The sequence below is a fragment of the Lacrimispora sanguinis genome, assembly GCF_044987295.1.
Classification (GTDB): domain Bacteria; phylum Bacillota; class Clostridia; order Lachnospirales; family Lachnospiraceae; genus Lacrimispora; species Lacrimispora celerecrescens_B.
Window position 1 is genome coordinate 2,746,019 of record NZ_CP173277.1, and the last position, 16,398, is coordinate 2,762,416.

At 46.4% G+C, this 16,398-nt stretch carries 15 protein-coding genes; 3 read left to right on the top strand and 12 right to left on the bottom strand.

Features of this window, described 5'->3' with window-relative positions:
- Nucleotides 1-99 precede the first annotated feature (99 nt).
- Nucleotides 100-1,188 carry an L-threonylcarbamoyladenylate synthase gene (locus ACHZES_RS12705; RefSeq protein ID WP_038284206.1) on the bottom strand — a complete coding sequence of 363 codons (1,089 nt, stop codon included), beginning with the start codon at nt 1,186-1,188 and terminating at the stop codon, nt 100-102.
- A 176-nt stretch (nt 1,189-1,364) separates the two neighbouring features.
- Between ACHZES_RS12705 and asnA the strand changes: the two genes are divergently transcribed.
- On the top strand, nt 1,365-2,372 hold the full coding sequence (asnA, locus tag ACHZES_RS12710; protein WP_154527101.1) for an aspartate--ammonia ligase: 1,008 nt from the start codon (nt 1,365-1,367) through the stop codon (nt 2,370-2,372).
- A gap of 104 nt (nt 2,373-2,476) precedes the next feature.
- Here the strand turns inward: asnA and ACHZES_RS12715 are convergent, their stop codons facing one another.
- A complete protein-coding gene (locus ACHZES_RS12715) occupies nt 2,477-3,460 on the bottom strand; it encodes a HAMP domain-containing methyl-accepting chemotaxis protein (protein ID WP_330373038.1) in 984 nt (327 codons plus the stop codon).
- A gap of 46 nt (nt 3,461-3,506) precedes the next feature.
- On the opposite strand from ACHZES_RS12715, the gene ACHZES_RS12720 reads away from it, so the two are divergent.
- Complete coding sequence (locus ACHZES_RS12720) at nt 3,507-3,635, top strand: hypothetical protein (RefSeq protein ID WP_395549108.1); 129 nt, start codon at nt 3,507-3,509, stop codon at nt 3,633-3,635.
- Nucleotides 3,636-3,928: 293 nt separating this feature from the next.
- On the opposite strand, the gene ACHZES_RS12725 is transcribed toward ACHZES_RS12720, so the two are convergent.
- From ACHZES_RS12725 to ACHZES_RS12755, 7 genes are all read right to left on the bottom strand, one after another.
- Entirely contained in the window at nt 3,929-4,723 is a 795-nt protein-coding gene (locus ACHZES_RS12725; RefSeq protein WP_038284233.1) for a sulfite exporter TauE/SafE family protein, read from the bottom strand.
- A 135-nt stretch (nt 4,724-4,858) separates the two neighbouring features.
- Entirely contained in the window at nt 4,859-4,981 is a 123-nt protein-coding gene (locus ACHZES_RS12730) for a hypothetical protein (RefSeq protein WP_286173636.1), read from the bottom strand.
- Nucleotides 4,982-5,099: 118 nt separating this feature from the next.
- Nucleotides 5,100-6,263 carry a ketose-bisphosphate aldolase gene (locus ACHZES_RS12735; RefSeq protein WP_395549109.1) on the bottom strand — a complete coding sequence of 388 codons (1,164 nt, stop codon included), beginning with the start codon at nt 6,261-6,263 and terminating at the stop codon, nt 5,100-5,102.
- A gap of 25 nt (nt 6,264-6,288) precedes the next feature.
- The gene (locus tag ACHZES_RS12740; RefSeq protein WP_395549110.1) at nt 6,289-7,110 is read right to left on the bottom strand and encodes a glucosamine-6-phosphate isomerase; all 822 of its coding nucleotides are present in this window, start codon (nt 7,108-7,110) and stop codon (nt 6,289-6,291) included.
- 12 nt (nt 7,111-7,122) lie between these two features.
- The gene (locus ACHZES_RS12745) at nt 7,123-8,616 is read right to left on the bottom strand and encodes a lactate racemase domain-containing protein (protein WP_395549111.1); all 1,494 of its coding nucleotides are present in this window, start codon (nt 8,614-8,616) and stop codon (nt 7,123-7,125) included.
- Between the two features lie 47 nt (nt 8,617-8,663).
- The gene (locus tag ACHZES_RS12750) at nt 8,664-9,500 is read right to left on the bottom strand and encodes a triose-phosphate isomerase family protein (protein ID WP_395549112.1); all 837 of its coding nucleotides are present in this window, start codon (nt 9,498-9,500) and stop codon (nt 8,664-8,666) included.
- Between the two features lie 39 nt (nt 9,501-9,539).
- Nucleotides 9,540-10,712 carry a diphosphate--fructose-6-phosphate 1-phosphotransferase gene (locus tag ACHZES_RS12755; RefSeq protein WP_395549180.1) on the bottom strand — a complete coding sequence of 391 codons (1,173 nt, stop codon included), beginning with the start codon at nt 10,710-10,712 and terminating at the stop codon, nt 9,540-9,542.
- Between the two features lie 205 nt (nt 10,713-10,917).
- Between ACHZES_RS12755 and ACHZES_RS12760 the strand changes: the two genes are divergently transcribed.
- Nucleotides 10,918-11,940: a LacI family DNA-binding transcriptional regulator gene (locus tag ACHZES_RS12760; protein WP_154527113.1), complete on the top strand. Its 1,023-nt coding sequence runs from the start codon at nt 10,918-10,920 to the stop codon at nt 11,938-11,940.
- A 388-nt stretch (nt 11,941-12,328) separates the two neighbouring features.
- Here ACHZES_RS12760 and ACHZES_RS12765 read toward each other — a convergent pair whose 3' ends face one another.
- From ACHZES_RS12765 to ACHZES_RS12775, 3 genes are all read right to left on the bottom strand, one after another.
- On the bottom strand, nt 12,329-13,024 hold the full coding sequence (locus ACHZES_RS12765; protein ID WP_038284620.1) for an N-acetylmuramoyl-L-alanine amidase: 696 nt from the start codon (nt 13,022-13,024) through the stop codon (nt 12,329-12,331).
- Nucleotides 13,025-13,103: 79 nt separating this feature from the next.
- Complete coding sequence (locus ACHZES_RS12770; protein ID WP_038284603.1) at nt 13,104-14,531, bottom strand: metallophosphoesterase; 1,428 nt, start codon at nt 14,529-14,531, stop codon at nt 13,104-13,106.
- Between the two features lie 34 nt (nt 14,532-14,565).
- On the bottom strand, nt 14,566-16,227 hold the full coding sequence (locus tag ACHZES_RS12775) for a glycosyl hydrolase family 18 protein (RefSeq protein WP_395549113.1): 1,662 nt from the start codon (nt 16,225-16,227) through the stop codon (nt 14,566-14,568).
- Nucleotides 16,228-16,398: the final 171 nt, after the last annotated feature.

The window sequence follows — 16,398 nt, forward strand, 5'->3', positions numbered from 1 at the left end:
TTTCCTCCTTCTTGCCCATGCTTTATGGGCAGGGACCACCCCGCTTCATCGGGTGTACAAGAATACCCAAAGGGTATATCCATAAATCCGTTTTGCTCCTTAATCATTCGCACCGTCTGCTTTATCGCCTGTATTTAAAATATGGTATCCTGCCGCCTTGGTCAGCCGGTTCATAATTGCCTGTCCTAAATGGTCTCTGGAAAAGCTTTCGGAAAAAATAAAATCCGCTTCCAAATCATCGAATTCCCTGAGTACTCCATAAAGGTTATGGGCAATGGTCTCCTCCCTGGCACGTAATCCCATACTTCGTACCATTCCCTCGGGATACCTCTCTCTCGTTTCTTCGGTGCAGATGATCCCAACCCGAAATCCCTTAGAAAGTTTTTCTTTGGCCAACCGGTTTATGTTCTGTATTACATCCTCTGTTTCGCCCTCTACCAGAGTTAATTCTGCCTTTGGCGCATAATGCTTATATTTCATTCCAGGGGCCTTTGGCCTTACATCCGCTTTCATCGGCCCGGAAACAATAGCAGGATCAAGAGGGACTTCTTGTCCGAGAACCGCAAACGCCATTTCCTGTGTAATGGCTCCTGGCCTTAATATCACCGGTTCATCCCCTGATACATCGATGATTGTGGATTCCACACCGATCCCTACGGCCCCTCCGTCTACAATCATTTCAATCTTTCCATTCATATCCTGCCATACATGATCAGCCGTAGTGGGGCTTGGCCGTCCGGAAGTATTGGCGCTGGGCGCTGCCACCGGCACTCCGGCCAAACGAATGAGAGCATTTGCCACCGGATCGGCTGGCATACGCACTGCCACCGTATCAAGACCTCCGGTAGTCCCATAGGGAACTAATTCACTTTTTGGAAAAATCAGGGTCAAAGGCCCCGGCCAAAACGCTTCCATCAGCCGCCGTCCAGCTTCAGGTATGACAGTAACCAGGGGAGGCAGATCATCAAAATCAGCTATATGGGCAATCAGCGGATTATCCGAGGGTCTGCCCTTTGCCGCATAAATTTTCCCTGCCGCTTCTTCGTTTAGGGCATTAGCTCCCAGACCATACACGGTTTCCGTCGGAAACGCCACCAGACCGCCATTTCTTAATATTTCCGCAGGCTTTTTTAGCAGTTCTTCCTCCGGTTGTTCTTTATCTTCTATTATAATTCGTTCTGTCTTCATATCACTCTGCTCTTTTCTTTTAACTTCCATTTATCATATCACAGGCCCAGTTCCCATGCAACTTTTTTGCTGACAGTCAAAGGCTTTCCTTCCTTAACCCATATTAAAACAATAGTTGCACGTTTTTCATATTAATGATACCATAATAAAAACATTTTATTTGGGAGGAATACCACATGGAAATCATCATACCGGAAAACTATGACCCCAAACTCTCCGTACGTGAGACCCAGGAGGCCATTAAATACATTAGAGATACGTTTCAAAAAGAGCTTGGTAAAGAGATGAATCTGGAACGAATCTCAGCCCCCCTATTTGTAGAGCGCAGCAGCGGATTAAACGATGATTTAAGCGGCGTGGAGCGCCCGGTACGGTTTGATATCGCCGGCATTCCGGATGAAACCGTTGAAGTCGTTCACTCCCTTGCCAAATGGAAGCGTATGGCCCTTCATGAATACGGCTTTCTGCCCGGCGAAGGCCTTTATACCAACATGAACGCCATCCGGCGAGATGAGGACTTAGACAACCTTCACTCCTGTTATGTAGACCAATGGGACTGGGAAAAGGTTATTACCAGAGAGGAACGGAATGAAGAAACCTTAAAGGAAACTGTCCGCACCATCTTTAAGATCATCAAGCACATGCAGCATGAGGTCTGGTACAAGTACCCCCACGCCGTAAAGCACCTGCCTGAGGACATCACCTTTATCACTTCCCAGGAACTGGAGGACCGTTATCCGGACAAAACTCCAAAGGAGCGGGAAAACTTAATCACAAAGGAGTACGGCAGTGTCTTTCTCATGAAGATCGGAGACAAGCTTGAGAGCGGAAAGCCTCATGACGGCAGAGCTCCTGACTACGATGACTGGCAATTAAACGGGGACATCCTGTTTTGGTTTGAGAATTTAAACTGCGCCCTGGAAATCTCCAGCATGGGCATCCGGGTAGATGAAGAATCCCTGGCAAGTCAGTTAGAAAAAGCCGGATGCGAAGACAGGAAAAGCCTGCCTTACCATAAAATGCTTTTAAATGGAGAACTGCCCTATACCATCGGAGGCGGTATCGGACAATCCCGTCTCTGCATGCTTCTTCTGGATAGGGCCCATGTGGGTGAGGTTCAGGCCAGCATCTGGCCAAAGGATATGCGTGAAGAGTGCAGGAAGCATAATATCATTCTTCTTTAGACCGACCGGATAAATAGAAGGGAGGTTGTTCAATCACAATTGACCGTGATTGAACAACCTCCCTTTTCTATGTAAATCATGTCAGAGTTGGTACCAAGTTCTCTTTAGCAGGGCGTTTTCAGCTTGAAGGTCTGAACCATTTCCTTCAGCGCCTCCGCCTGTCTGTACAGTTCAGATGTTGCGGCAGTACTTTCCTCAGACGCTGCTGAATTTATCTGCACCGCACTGGACACCTGGCTGAGTTCATCGTTTATGCGGGCGATACCGGAAGCTTGCTCAGACGATGCACCGGCAATTTTTTCCGCCAATCCGGCGACCTGCTCTATTCCACCCACAATTTTATTAAAAGCGTCTGCGGTGGTCTTTGCGATCTTCATTCCGTGCTCGGCTCTCTGTATGGAGTTTTCAATCATATCCGCTGTTTCCTTTGCGGCTTTTGCAGAACGGGCCGCCAGACTCCGAACTTCATCTGCCACAACCGCAAAACCTTTTCCGTATTGGCCCGCCCTAGCGGCCTCTACCGATGCGTTTAATGACAGTAAATTTGTCTGGAAAGCAATGTCTTCAATCGCCTTTATTACTTTTGAGATATTTGATGAGGATAAGTTGATCTCATCCATGGCTTTGAGCATTTCCTCCATGTGCTTGTTGCCATCCACGGCTCCATATCTGACGTCATTTGCACATGCCATAGCCTCTGCCGCATGATCTGTGCTTAAGCCGATCCGGATTTTCACCTCCGCTACAGCAGCAGCCAGTTCCTGAAGGGAGCCTGCCTGATGGCCTGCCCCTTCCGATAGGCGAATGCTTGCTTCTGATATCTGGCCTGCTCCGTTTAAAACCTGACCTGATGTATCGCATATTTGAGACAATATTTGGTTATTTTTCTCTACGATGCTGCTAAGCGCAATGCCGAGGACATCCTTCTCCGAATTTACTTTCACATCAACAGTCATATCTCCGCGGGCTATTGCTTCTGCTGTCTGAGCCTGGTTTCTGGTGTTTTCCACCATTGCCTTAAAGGATTCCATCAGCTCTCCCACCTCGTCCTTTGTGAGAACCCGTACGTTTGCGCTCGCATCTCCCACAGACAATTGTCTTGCGATGTTGTTAAGAATTTTAAGAGGGCGCACAATGCTTCTGTTTAGGACCCTGCATATTATGGAGCTTGCAATACCAGATAGAATGGTCAACAGCAGTATTGCGGCCGAAAAAAACGCAAAAAATACCGCTGAAACACTGCCTGTAGAATATAATCTGTAAATGGTGAAAAGGCTTATCAAAGATATTATAACTGTTATGATGTTCACTATACCGAATCCTAGTGCCAGCCTTTTGCTAAGAGCAATTGAATTCTGTTTTTCCTGTATTCCCCGTTTTTCCATTTGAGTTGCACCCCTTATTTTGATTTTATATCTATTGTATATATCGACAGATTCCGGCATTATTTTAGCATAATTACGATATTTGTCCATATAAAAATTGATAGGGCGCAGACTGCATTGGCATTTAATAAAAAAGCTGAAGCGAACCGTATCCGCAACAGCCTTGATGTTTTACATAAATTGATAAATATTATACAAATTGATACCTATGATAACTACCATCAAAGACAGGAATAACTTGTCCACCACCTTCTCGTCAATCCTTTTATTGATCACCCGGCCGCTCATCCCGCCAAAGATCCCTCCTATCACCATGAGCACCAAAAGCCAGATGGAGAATTCCGGGACCGTTCCTGTTACCAGAGAATTCAAAAGTCCAGTGATCTGGGAAAACAAGATGATATAAAGGGAATTCTGGGCGGCTGCCTTCGTATCCATGGAAAAGAAGAAAAACAGCACCACCAGGTTGATGGGGCCTCCTCCAATTCCTAAAAATGAAGAGAGAATTCCAAGAACCAGTCCGATCAGCACACAAATGACCGAATTGGTCACATGATGAGTATGGATCTTGTCCTTTTTAATCGTATAGATCAGAGTTCCCAGAGTGATCACCAGGAGACAAGCCGCCTGAACGGCCCCCACCATATCTTTGTCTGCAAACAGGGAAGAAACCGCCTGGAACATGGACTTTCCAACAACTCCGCCAATGGCCGCTCCTATGGCAAGAGGTGTCCCTGTCTTCATATCTACCAGGGACTCTCCACTCATTTTCCCTTTGATCACAGAATAGCAGGTCATTGCAAGCACAGTACAACCTGACAGAAAGCTTATGGCAGATACGCTTAACACTCCAAATGCATCCAAAGTAGGCTTAATGATAACGCCTCCACCAATTCCGCAGATGGCGCCTGCAATGGATGCGCCAAAACTGATCAATAGAAATAATCCATATAAATAACCACTCATTTTATCTAAATCCTTCCTCGCCGGTATTAGCGGCATTCTTTTCCCACCTCAATAGACCCCAGCCAGGCCGTTGTCCCCTGGGCGGCAAAAAAGCGGCAGATTGTCTCATAATCCTCCGCTGCTGCCGCTTTCACATCAACCCTTGCAGATCCCGCTGTGAACTTCTGCTATTTCCCATATTGCTCCATCCCCTGCCAGCAAGTCTCCCAAAACAAAGCTGCCGTTAAAAAACCGTACGTTTCTGAATAATGTTTTCATTAAAAATCTCTCTTATCCTTCTTCAGACCGCCGCTTTTTTTATACGCTGTATTTTATCATATCACAATCCGCCCAAAGATTCCATTTTATTTATTCAAACTCCTGAACAGCCTTTTCTTTACAGCCATTTATCAATTTCCCTGTAACGCTCTGCCATCTCATCAAGTGTCACACACTCAACCAGCGAGGCCCTCCCATAGGAGCCGAACTTTACAATCAAGGTTCCTACCACTTCCTTTACTCCCCGCTCTACGCAGTCGACAATGGCGGCTACATCTTCATCGGGGATGGTGCCGTACATCACCGTATCCATGATGGGCGGTAAAAATACCCTGGGATCAAAAGCTTCCTTCATTGTCTCCAGCCGCTCATAAATAGCACCGATTGACCCGCTGTTTCTCTTCTCCTGATACTTTTCAAAGAATTCCTTCATGTTCCGGGTAACAGCAAGACGGATATCTGTATCCACGTTAATCTTATTAATCCCAGCTCCAATAGCTGCCGTAAGCTGTTCCATGGATATTCCTTCGGTGTTTGACAGCTTTCCGCCAAGATCATTGATCTCATCTACTATGTATTTCGGTACGGTGGAGGAACCATGGGAAACCAGAGCACCGAAGATCCCCTGATGATTCATGCATTCCCTGATTGCAATGACAATCTCCTTACGCAGCTTAACATCCTTTCCCTTAGATGCTCCATGCATGGTGCCATAGGAAATCGCCAGGGCATCAACACCGGTTTTCTGAAAGAATTCCACTGCATCTAATGGATTGGTATAAGTAGAAGAATCGGAAAATACGTGGTCTTCCACGCCGGCGAGCACTCCCAGTTCCCCTTCTACGCTGACTCCTCTGCCATGGGCATACTTTACCACTTCCCTGGTAAGCTCAATGTTCTCTTTAAAAGGCAGGGAAGAGCCGTCGATCATGACGGAAGTATAACCGCCTTCTATGGCGGCCACGCAGGAATCAAAGTCTCTACCGTGATCTAAATGGAGAACAATCGGAATATCAGAATCCATACCGTATTTTTTTACCGCATTTCCAATATTTCTCGCCCCGGCCTTTTTATCTTCCAGGGTTGCATTTAGAAAATCAATCCGTCCTCCCATGAATCCATTTGCCAGATCCGCCCCCTGCAAAATGGCAGGGGAACGGAACATTTCATGTACTTCGATTACTGCTTTGGCCTGGGCGACCGCATTCACGTTAAATCCGCCTTGACCAAAGCCATATTTTATGGAGGCCTCCATTAGAGGCCTAAGTGGTATTAAGCTCATTTGTTTCTCCTATCTTCAAAGATGATCAATCGGTTAAGGCAGCCACGAATTCCGTAAACGTAAGAGTGATATCCGGATGACTCTGCAAAAGACTTACAGGGAATTCCGGGGTTGGCTCCCCATATCCGGCCCTCCGAACCACAGCTCTGTGCCAGTTTCGAAAGCATCCCAGGCGTATTTTCCCCGCTTGTGCAATCTCTTGAATACCAACCGTAACGCAGTAAGAAGGCATATCCTCCAACGCCCCGTTAAAATCTCCGATGGCATTAGCCGCTCTAGTTTCCGGGCTTATTTTTAATATTCTCGTCTTTTGGGCTAGAAAATCTTCTGAACTTAATGTCCCGTCCGCTTCATTAAACGCCACGTGGCCGTTAATGCCGATGCCTCCAAAGACAATATCCACACCTCCAAGCCTTTCTATCAGCTCAGGAATATAAGAGAGGTTGTCCGGGTCCGGGAAAATTCTCTGCTCCGATGGCATTATCAGCTCCGGCCTGATTTTAGAATAAACGTTTCTGTCCATAAATCCACGAAAGCTTAATGGGTGATCTGCAGAGATCCACCTTTTTTCATCATCTAAGTATTCGTCCATATTTATGAACCAAACATTCTTTAAGCTTATGTTTTCCTCATTCACCATTTCCACAAAGTAAGAATACTGGCCAACAGGACCTACCGGACAGATGAATACGGTCCTTTCTCCCCTGGCATTATGGTTTTTTATCTCTTCCGCCATCTGCTCCGCCATCTGACGGAACACCTCATAGTTATCTTTCATACAAAACAGCTTCATCTTCGGATTCCTCAAAAGGGCTTCCTTATCGTATCCGTAATATTCATGCTTCATGTGAATTCCCCCTTATTTATGATGATGAGCCATACATCCGCAATCCTCATGTCCTTTTCCGCCAGAAGTTTCCCCCTTCATCATCAGATGGACGGCACTCAGCTTAAATGTCTGAGGAAGCACCAGGATGTTAGGATTTGCTCCCACAAATTTCTTCTTTGCATCTTCCAGTGCCTCTTCCACCGTAGCTCTCGTCTTCAATCCCATGCCCCGTGCATAACCAGGGTCCTGGGCTCCGCATAGGTAAATGGCGGAAGTATTCATCTCGGCAACATGGGCGCAGCTGATCATGGAGAACCCGTGGAAGGGATGAAAGGCATTGCAGTTACGGTATTTCCTGATATACTCTTCATCGGTTGCAAAATACTCTCCATAACGGTTCATATCCGGCAGAGTATTCATCTGGTCATGCTGGAACATCTCATACATTTCTCTTAAATACGGCCAAAGCTCGTCATGGAAATATCCGTTGCAGGTGGAGGTGAAAATGATAACGCAGTTATCACTCATGATCCTCTTATGGCGGATCACCTGGGCGGAAATGGCCTGCATCAGCATGATGGGGTTGGTCCCCATCCCATCTCCGTAATGGAAAAACTGGGGCATACCGAAAATCATTACATCGTATTTCTTTTCAGCCCATGGCACGTAAGTACGCTTGTCAGCCGTAATCCAGGAGTGGGGCTGCATTACAGCCGCATATCCGCTGTTGATCTCGATCTGGCGGGATTTTGTATCCAGAACCGCATCACAGCAGAAAAATTTCTTTCCCATACATGTTTCCATATACTGTCCGATCTCGTCAAACTTTGTCCTCATAAGGGATTTTCCGCTAACAGGAGTGAAATCTGCCCGGTGCATAACCTCCGGCACGTGGTGGGAGGCAATGGAGCGCCAATGGGTAATTCCTGTGGAACAGTGCTTATAGCCGCCGGAATAGCCGCCGTATGGGTTTCCCTGGGTGTGCCCGATGAGAATCGCCACATCACTGTCATAAACGTATTTGTTCATCAGGACCGGATCGCCCCGCTCTGTTGTCCCAAGATCCACCAGATGATCGTAATCCTCGCTGTCGTGGTTGATGATCTGATGGGTGTACCAGAATTCATGGAACAGTTCATTTCCAAGCACGGCCCTGATTTCCTTTTCCGTATTCTTTCTATGGAGACCGTTGGAGCAGATCAAAAGAATGTCCTTCTTTTCCACGCCCGTATCATATAATTCTTTTAAAATCAGTTTTATGGAAATTTTCCTGTGAGAGGTGGGCTGTTCTCCTCCCTTTACCCGGTCAGGAAATACAATGGTTACTTTCGATCCCTTATGAGCCAGTTTTGAAAGAGGCTCCATGCCCATAGGGTTTCGTAATGATTCAAGGGTCTTTTCCTCCAGCTGATCCTCTGGAATATAAGGCGGATCCGGTACTGTCTCCCCCGGAATAAATATATCAGCAGTATCGGGCAATGTGACGTTTACAGTTCCCTGTCCATACTCTAATGCTACATTCATCTTATACGTCTCCTTTTCTCCAATTTCGTTTACAAATGAATCAGGTCCTATTTTCCTAAATAGGTTCCTATGATCTCTAAATATTCCTCAGGATAAAAACCGATTTCCCCCTGGAATCTGGTCAGGGCGATCAGACCTCCGTCAATGACCGGAATGGAAGCCAGCATCTGTGCATTATCAGCCTTTAATCCTCCGCCGTAGACAACTGGAAGTCCACCGGTCACTTCTTTGATGTAAGAGCCGGTCCTGGCTATGTACTCTTTATCCGGCGGAGTTTTCCCCGGTCCAATGGCCCATACCGGTTCATAGGCGATGACGACTCCCCCAGTGTCCACACCAGATAATCCGGTCCCAAGCTGCTCCTTCAATACTTCCTGCCAGCGTGGCTGCTCTTCTGCGGTTTCCCCAATGCAGTAAAGCACGGACAGTCCTGCCTTAAGCGCCTGCTTAACCTCCTGATTCAGCAGGCGGTTAACCGCATGGGAGTCAGTCACTCCTGCTTCCGAAAGAATCCCTGCCTTGTCCCTTCGTTCCTCACAATGACCGATGATCGTGGTGGTACAGCCAATGGCTTTTGCCGCGTTTGCTGTGCGGTTCGTAGTAAAGGCCCCAAAATTTCCGCCGACTGCGGTATCCTCACGGAACACTCCCTGACAGCCGATGTTCACCGGGCTATTTTCCCCCAAAGCACTTGCCGCTTGGATCAAATGGGCTTCAGGAAAATACATGGCAAACTCCACATCATCATTCTCATACTTCCTTAAAGCTTCCTGGGTGTTTGATACAATATAGCTTCCCCACTCACGGATAGGCGCTATGGAATTCACACCCCCCTTTTCCCGGGGAATATCAAACCGCTTTAAATTTAAAAAAATATGCTTCATTTTTATTATCCTCCTTTTTTTATTTGTATTTCACTAATTTTATATATTTTCTTGAAAGTCTATGAAATCCCTCAATTCCGGACCGATCAGAGGACGGCACCATTTTACAAACTCATTGGTCACGTCGTTTCCCCGCTCGTTAATAAAGCTTTCCGGAATGGCTCTTTCATGAAGCATGACCTTTTCAATGGGAATCCGTTCCGCATGGATGCAGTATTCTCCATCCACTCTATCCTCCCGGATAAAGCCGATCATTACTCCGCCCTGTCCTTCCATAGCAGCTTTTAAGGCCTCCCGCCCTGCAAGTACAGCCTCCTCCCGGTCAACCGGGGACTGCCATGCAATAGAGGAACGTCCGCAGATTCCAGGCTTTTCACTTCTGGCCTTAATATCCAGTTTCTGAATCACAAGATTGGCCAAATAGGCGCTTACATCTCCGTAATAGGTTGCCCGACCGGTCTTGTAGATCGGGGGAACCACCGGTTTTCCATCTTCCCCCTTTAAGCCTTCGCTGGCAACAACGACCACACCGCCCTTTTCTTCATGAAGCTTCTTTACATCCGCTAAAAATTCCTCTTCTTTAAACGGACGCTCCGGCAGGTAAATCAGATGGGGCGCATCTCCCGGCTTTTTGCGGGCAAGGGCTGAAGCTGCCGTGACCCAGCCTGCATTTCTTCCCATGGCCTCAATGACGCATACGTGGATGGGCAGGGATTTTACATCCATTCCGACCTCTGCAGTGGTAGCCGCAATGTATCTGGCCGCACTGCCAAATCCAGGGGTGTGATCGGTAATTGCAATATCATTGTCAATGGTCTTGGGGATCCCAATCACCGTAACCCCTGATTTTTTGCAGGCTTCATGAATCTTTCCGCAGGTATCCATGGTTCCATTGCCTCCATTAAGGAGCACATACCTGATGTGATATTTCTCAAATATGGCCGGCATGGCCTCATAATCCTCCTTCTCCAGGGCGTACCGAGAGGAACCGATGGCCGTGGCAGGAGTTTCCAAAAGAAGCTTTAGCCTTTCCTCCGGGATCTCCATGAGATCCATAAAATTCTCTTTTAATATCCCTTCGCTGCCTCCCAGAGCAGCATATACTTTATCAACCTTTTTGCTTTCCCTGGCCTCTTTGATCACGCCGTAAAGAGATGAATTGATCACCGCAGTAGGACCGCCTCCATGTACCACCAGAACATTGCCATTCATATGTTTGATCCACTCTCCTTTTCGTAAAATCATTTCACTGTATCAAACGGAATCCCACGGTCTTCCGTCCTTTTGCTAACAGCGTACCATATTCTCCTCCGGATTTGTGCAAATTTTACCCAAACGTTTGGGTTTTATGGTATACTGTTTTCATTGATCGTGGTTTATAATAACATTAAAAAAAATTCTTTTCCGGAGGTAGCCTATGACATTAAAAGAAATAGCGGAAGAAGCCGGCGTGTCCATTTCCACCGTATCCAGAGTCGTGAACAAAAACATTCCCGGCGCCGCCAGCAAAGAAGTTCAGGACCGGATATGGGAAATCGTCCGCCGGACCGGATACACCCCAAACCCCACAGCCCGCAGCTTGAAGCTTGGAGAAAATAAAGCTTCTTTGACCTCCTCCCGTTCCATTGCCTGCCTGTTTGCAAGAACAACGGATACGGTAACTGATTTATTTTTCTCCTCCCTTGCCAGGAGCATCGAGCAGGAAGCCTTTAAACGAAATTATGTTCTAAAATATTCCTTTTCTTCCTTTGATATCAACCACCCCGGCACTTTCCGGCTGATCACAGACAACCACGTAGACGGGGTGGTCATTTTAGGGCGCTGTGACAAGCAGCTCCTCGGCCTTTTAAAAAAGTATTTCAACTGCCTGGCCTATACGGGTCTAAACAATCTGGAGGCTAAATACGATCAGATCATCTGTGACGGGCATCAGGCCGCCCTTACTGCCACCAGCTATTTAACCGAACTTGGGCACAAGAAAATCGCATACATCGGAGAAACCAAATCTGAAAACCGCTATAACGGATACTGCGCCGGATTAAAGGCCGGAAGGCTTCCACTTATAAAGGAATATGTAGCCAACGTTTCCCTCTCCTCTGAGGGAGGATATCAGGGAGCAAAGCGCCTTTTAAAAGCAGGCTGTGATGCTACCGCTTATTTCTGCAGTAACGATATCACGGCCATCGGAGCCATGAAGGCCTTTCACGAATCCGGGCTTCGCATCCCCACGGATATCTCAGTCATCAGCATCGATGATATTGACACGGCACAGTACTTAACTCCCATGCTCACCACGGTCCATATCCCGGTTGAGGAGATGGGTCAGATGACGGCAAAGATCTTGATCGACCGCATCGAAGGCGGCCACCGTCTTCCTGTTAAGATTGACCTGCCGTTTTACATTGCTGTCCGTGACAGCTGTGCAGCTCCCAAACGGTGAAATTCAATTGAAAAATTTGCAACGTATAAATAAAAAGTAAAAAGGTGGACTCAGATGTCCACCTTCTATTCTTTCCGCCAATGATCATGGATGCTTACGAGTACATATGAAGAATTTATGATTATTATAGCTATTGCTGGATTAATTGTAACTATCCTGAATTATGCACATAAGAAATAGCCGCCCTGCTCCTGACAAAGTAGACGGCTATTCTTAGTTAAACTATTCGCCAGTCGGGGAGCCTTAACCTCCCTTGCTGACTGTCTTGTAAGTATATTATATGGCAATTATATATTAGTCAAACATGAAAAACCGCCCGCTGCCGGACGGTTTTTCATGTTTTTTCATAATTCGCATCATTCGATTAACAAGATTGTCTTTATTTCCCTTATCTCGTATTCAAATATTCCATGACCCCCATGTGAATCGTCCAAGCAACCCGGTCCTGATAATCCGAGTTATTCAAAAGAGCAGATTCCTTCCAATTGGTTAAAAAGCCGCATTCCACGATTACGATCGGGGTCCGCACATGTAAAAGAAGGTAGTAGTTATCATTGGGCTTTGCCAGCCTGGTATTTTTCTCACCCAGCACATAATCAAACCGGCTCTGTAAAATCTCAGCCAGCTCTTTTCCCTTATCAGATTTTTTATAGTAAAATACCTGTCCTCCGTATACATATTCCTCATGATAGCTGTTCTGGTGTATGCTGACGGTAAGTGACGGGCTTTCATCATTGATGATCTCACAACGCTTGCTCATGTCCGCCATCTTTTTTTTGCTGTCCCTTTCCGTATACAATCCGTTGTCATCTTCTCTGGTCAGAACCACTTTCACGTCAGAAGCTTCCAGATACTTTTTTAACCGGTATGCTATCTGCAAATTTATATCCTTTTCCAGGGTTCCGTCAATGCCGATCTTTCCCGGATCATTTCCTCCATGTCCCGCATCTATGACGACGACTGGCTTTTCTTTTCCGGGCTTTACACTGACTTCTGCCGTCATCTTTCCAGCCTGACTTGATACTACATATACCAACACCAGCAAAACCAGTGCCATGAGGGGTTCCCACTTCTTTAATTTCACATTTTCTACCTGATTCATCTTCTTAATGAATTATATATTTTTGTGAAATAAAAAAGAACTGCTCCCTGTGACTTTCCTGTCATTCTGAACTCAATACATTATAGTCTCTTGTCCCATCTTCAGTAATCCATTCCAGATATTGTGCCAGTATGCTGGGATATCCTTCCTCTTCCCACAGCTTATAACCGGCTTTCGCTTTGGCTTTATCCCGGATGTCTGTAACTCTACCCGCATAACAGGCTTCGTTAAGCTCTGCATAGACTTTTGCCATCTGTTCCTTCTGAGATTTGGTCAATCCGTTTAGTGTATCAAGCCTCTTGAACTCATCCTGGGCCTGATTGTAAAATACCTTGCTTAAAAACTTTTTCCCAAACTCATCGAAGTTCAAAAGATTTTTATCAGTGCTTCCTGTCTTTTTTGCCCATTCCTTCATATCCAATGGTTTAGTATGATATCGGAAGTTTCCGTCATCTCCATAATATAAGATTCCATATTGACAAGGCGGCGTGGATAAGGAGCTGGTCACAATCTCATAGATCCCGGTGTCGCTTCTGGACCTCATATAATGCTGTACATGAAGGTGACCGCTTAAAAACAAGGGGACATCCCAGCTTTCCAGCTGGTCAATAAGCTGTTCACTGTGTTCAATGGTGCAGTCTTGTAAGTAAACTTCACTTTCATCAAGAAGATTATGGTGGCCGACCGGGATCACGTTCATCCCAAGATTCCAGGCCTCCTCCATCTGCTCCTCAATCCAGTCATATGTATCATCCTTAATCATTCCTCCAACCAGATTTCTCGGTTCATACTGGCATGTATCAAGCATTAAGGCTCTGGTATAATCATTTACCTGATAAACATAGCTTAAGGAAGCGGGATCCCGGCTGACCGCCTCATTGTATCCGAAATCCTGGTAAATCTCCTCGAATTCTTCCGCAGTTACATTATCCGCCCCCAAAAAGGTATCTCCTACAAATTGAGCTGCCTTAGAATTATTGATATCATGATTTCCGGGAATAACGATTACGGGAATTCCGGCTTCTTCAATTTTATCAAGCTTTTTTGCAAACTCTTTATGGCTTTCCTTTTCGCCTTCATAGGTCAAATCTCCGCTTAAGATAACAAGATCAGGCCGTTCCTTCTTAACCTCTTCCACAAAAGCATCCGTAATCTCCCAGATGTATTGCATCACCTTGCCGTCACCATGGTCTATACTGTATTGAAAACCCTTCTGAAAATCCGTCAAGTCCTTGGCCAAATAATGAATATCCGTGGCAACAATGATCTTGCAGCCACTGTCAAAGGCTTCTTCAGGAGGCTGTGAAGCCGGATCCTCCGAAGTTTGGGGGAATTCTTCTATGGTTGTCGGTTCAGTCCTCGTTGTTTCTGTCTCCTGCGGAGTTGTACTCTCTGCGCTGGTGCTTTCCGGCTCTGTTCCTTTGAACGAGCACCCTGCCAACATACATACCACGCCCAGTAATGCTGCCAATATGATCCTGTTTCTCATAACCTGACCTTCCTGTCTCTTACACGTCTTTCATTTACTTTTTATCTAGCCGAATTTCGTCCCACAAGTCTGACGGTTCAAATCCCAGCTTCCAGCAAGCCACACCTGCCAGGCCATACTGCTTTATTAAATCCATCTTAAGTCCTATGGAGCGTTCTTCTTCCAGCCACAGCTTTTTAAGCCCTTCCTCCGACTGCAATTCTCCGTAATACTGGCCTAATTCCTCCTGCCAGTATAATTCCACTTTATTTTCGCTGACCCAATCCTTTGCACGGGCTATGCCCAAAGAGGATGAGGTAACCTTTCCGTCAGGTCCCTCAGTCCACACCCTTGTATAGAGGGGAATTCCATTGATTACTTTTTCCTTTGGCACCAGGGCCAGGGTATCCTTGATCCCGTTTTCCACATAGTTAATGGAAGCCACAGAACCGGCATCCCCGCCTGCATAATGTTCATCATATCCCATTATAATCACGTAATCAGCCACGATCCCCTGTTCTTTTCGGTTATAGAACTGATTGCCGGGGGCCGGAACATAATTATCCACGGATAAAACGATCCCCTTCTCACGGCAAGGTATGGAAAGTTCCCGTATGAACTGAACATAATGGACCCCTGCTTCTTCCTTGATCCCTTCAAAGTCCAGATTAATTCCATCAATACCGTACCGATCCACTTCCGACATAAGGCCGTCAATCAGCTTCCGTCTGATGGTGGTCTTTGACATTAGGATCTCCGTATTTACATCAGGGCTGAAATTATTGATGAGGGCCCAGACCTTTAAGCCCTTATCATGTGCTTTCTTTACATAATCCTCCTGAGCCAGGGATCGGAAGTTTCCTTCATTATCCGTAAGCTCAAACCAGGTTGGAGAAATGACATTGACCCCTTTTGTATTGGCGATCACGCTGTCAAAAGAACCATTTCCCTCAAGGGTTGTCATCTGGTGCCAGGCAAGACAAACCGGTTCGTCCATGGAAACATTGGTGTAGACCGGTGCTGCAAAGGTACTTTTAGGAACCTCACTGGTCACATCTCCCAGCCGTTTGCGTTCCACATAGCCTACAAATCCGTCTTCCGTCCGCACCTTATCCCACTTTTCCATAGAGTCCAGGACAGTGACCTGACTTCCTGGTGAAATCCATGTTACGATGGGACTTTTCACTCCGCCTTTTACCCTTACATTGCCCTTCTCGGAAACCTGTGCCGTTTGCTGGGCATCCCAGTTGTCATTTATAAAAATCCGCTTATGTTCAGCGCTGTCATAAGCGGTCACGCGTATATCCGTATAATTTGCCACCAGTCCGATGGACAAATAAACCCCGTTCTCATTCACCCAAATCAGGGGCTTCCCAGACATTCCGACCGTGGAATGATCCGCATAGACAATGGAGTCCGGCAGGGCATACACAAGGAGATTTTCATTGCTGTCCCAGTAAAACCGCTCATTCAACATATCATTCACCCACTCAATCGGGAGATAGGTTTGTTCCTGCAGGTAAAGCCCTTTTGCTTCCTGAAGATCCTCATTGAGATAAAGGGCCACTTCATCTCCCTTTACTCCCAGCAGTTCGGCTATATCTGCCTGTTCCTTTGAGGGAATATACCGTTCCAGAAACCGCACCCCGAAAAATATGGCGGTCACTAACAAAATCAATCCTAGCGCCGCAAGACCCGGCGCGGCTTTTTTCTTCATCTGTTTTCCTCCTGCTAATGGATCGTATCGTCTTTTGCCTGTGCTCATTATATCACAATTCTAATTTTTTGGAATTTACATTTTCATTACATTCCGTATCCCCTATTCCCACCCTGACGCACTGAAACAGCCAGCTTAAGGCTGAAGATGGCATCCCGCATGCGTCCCATT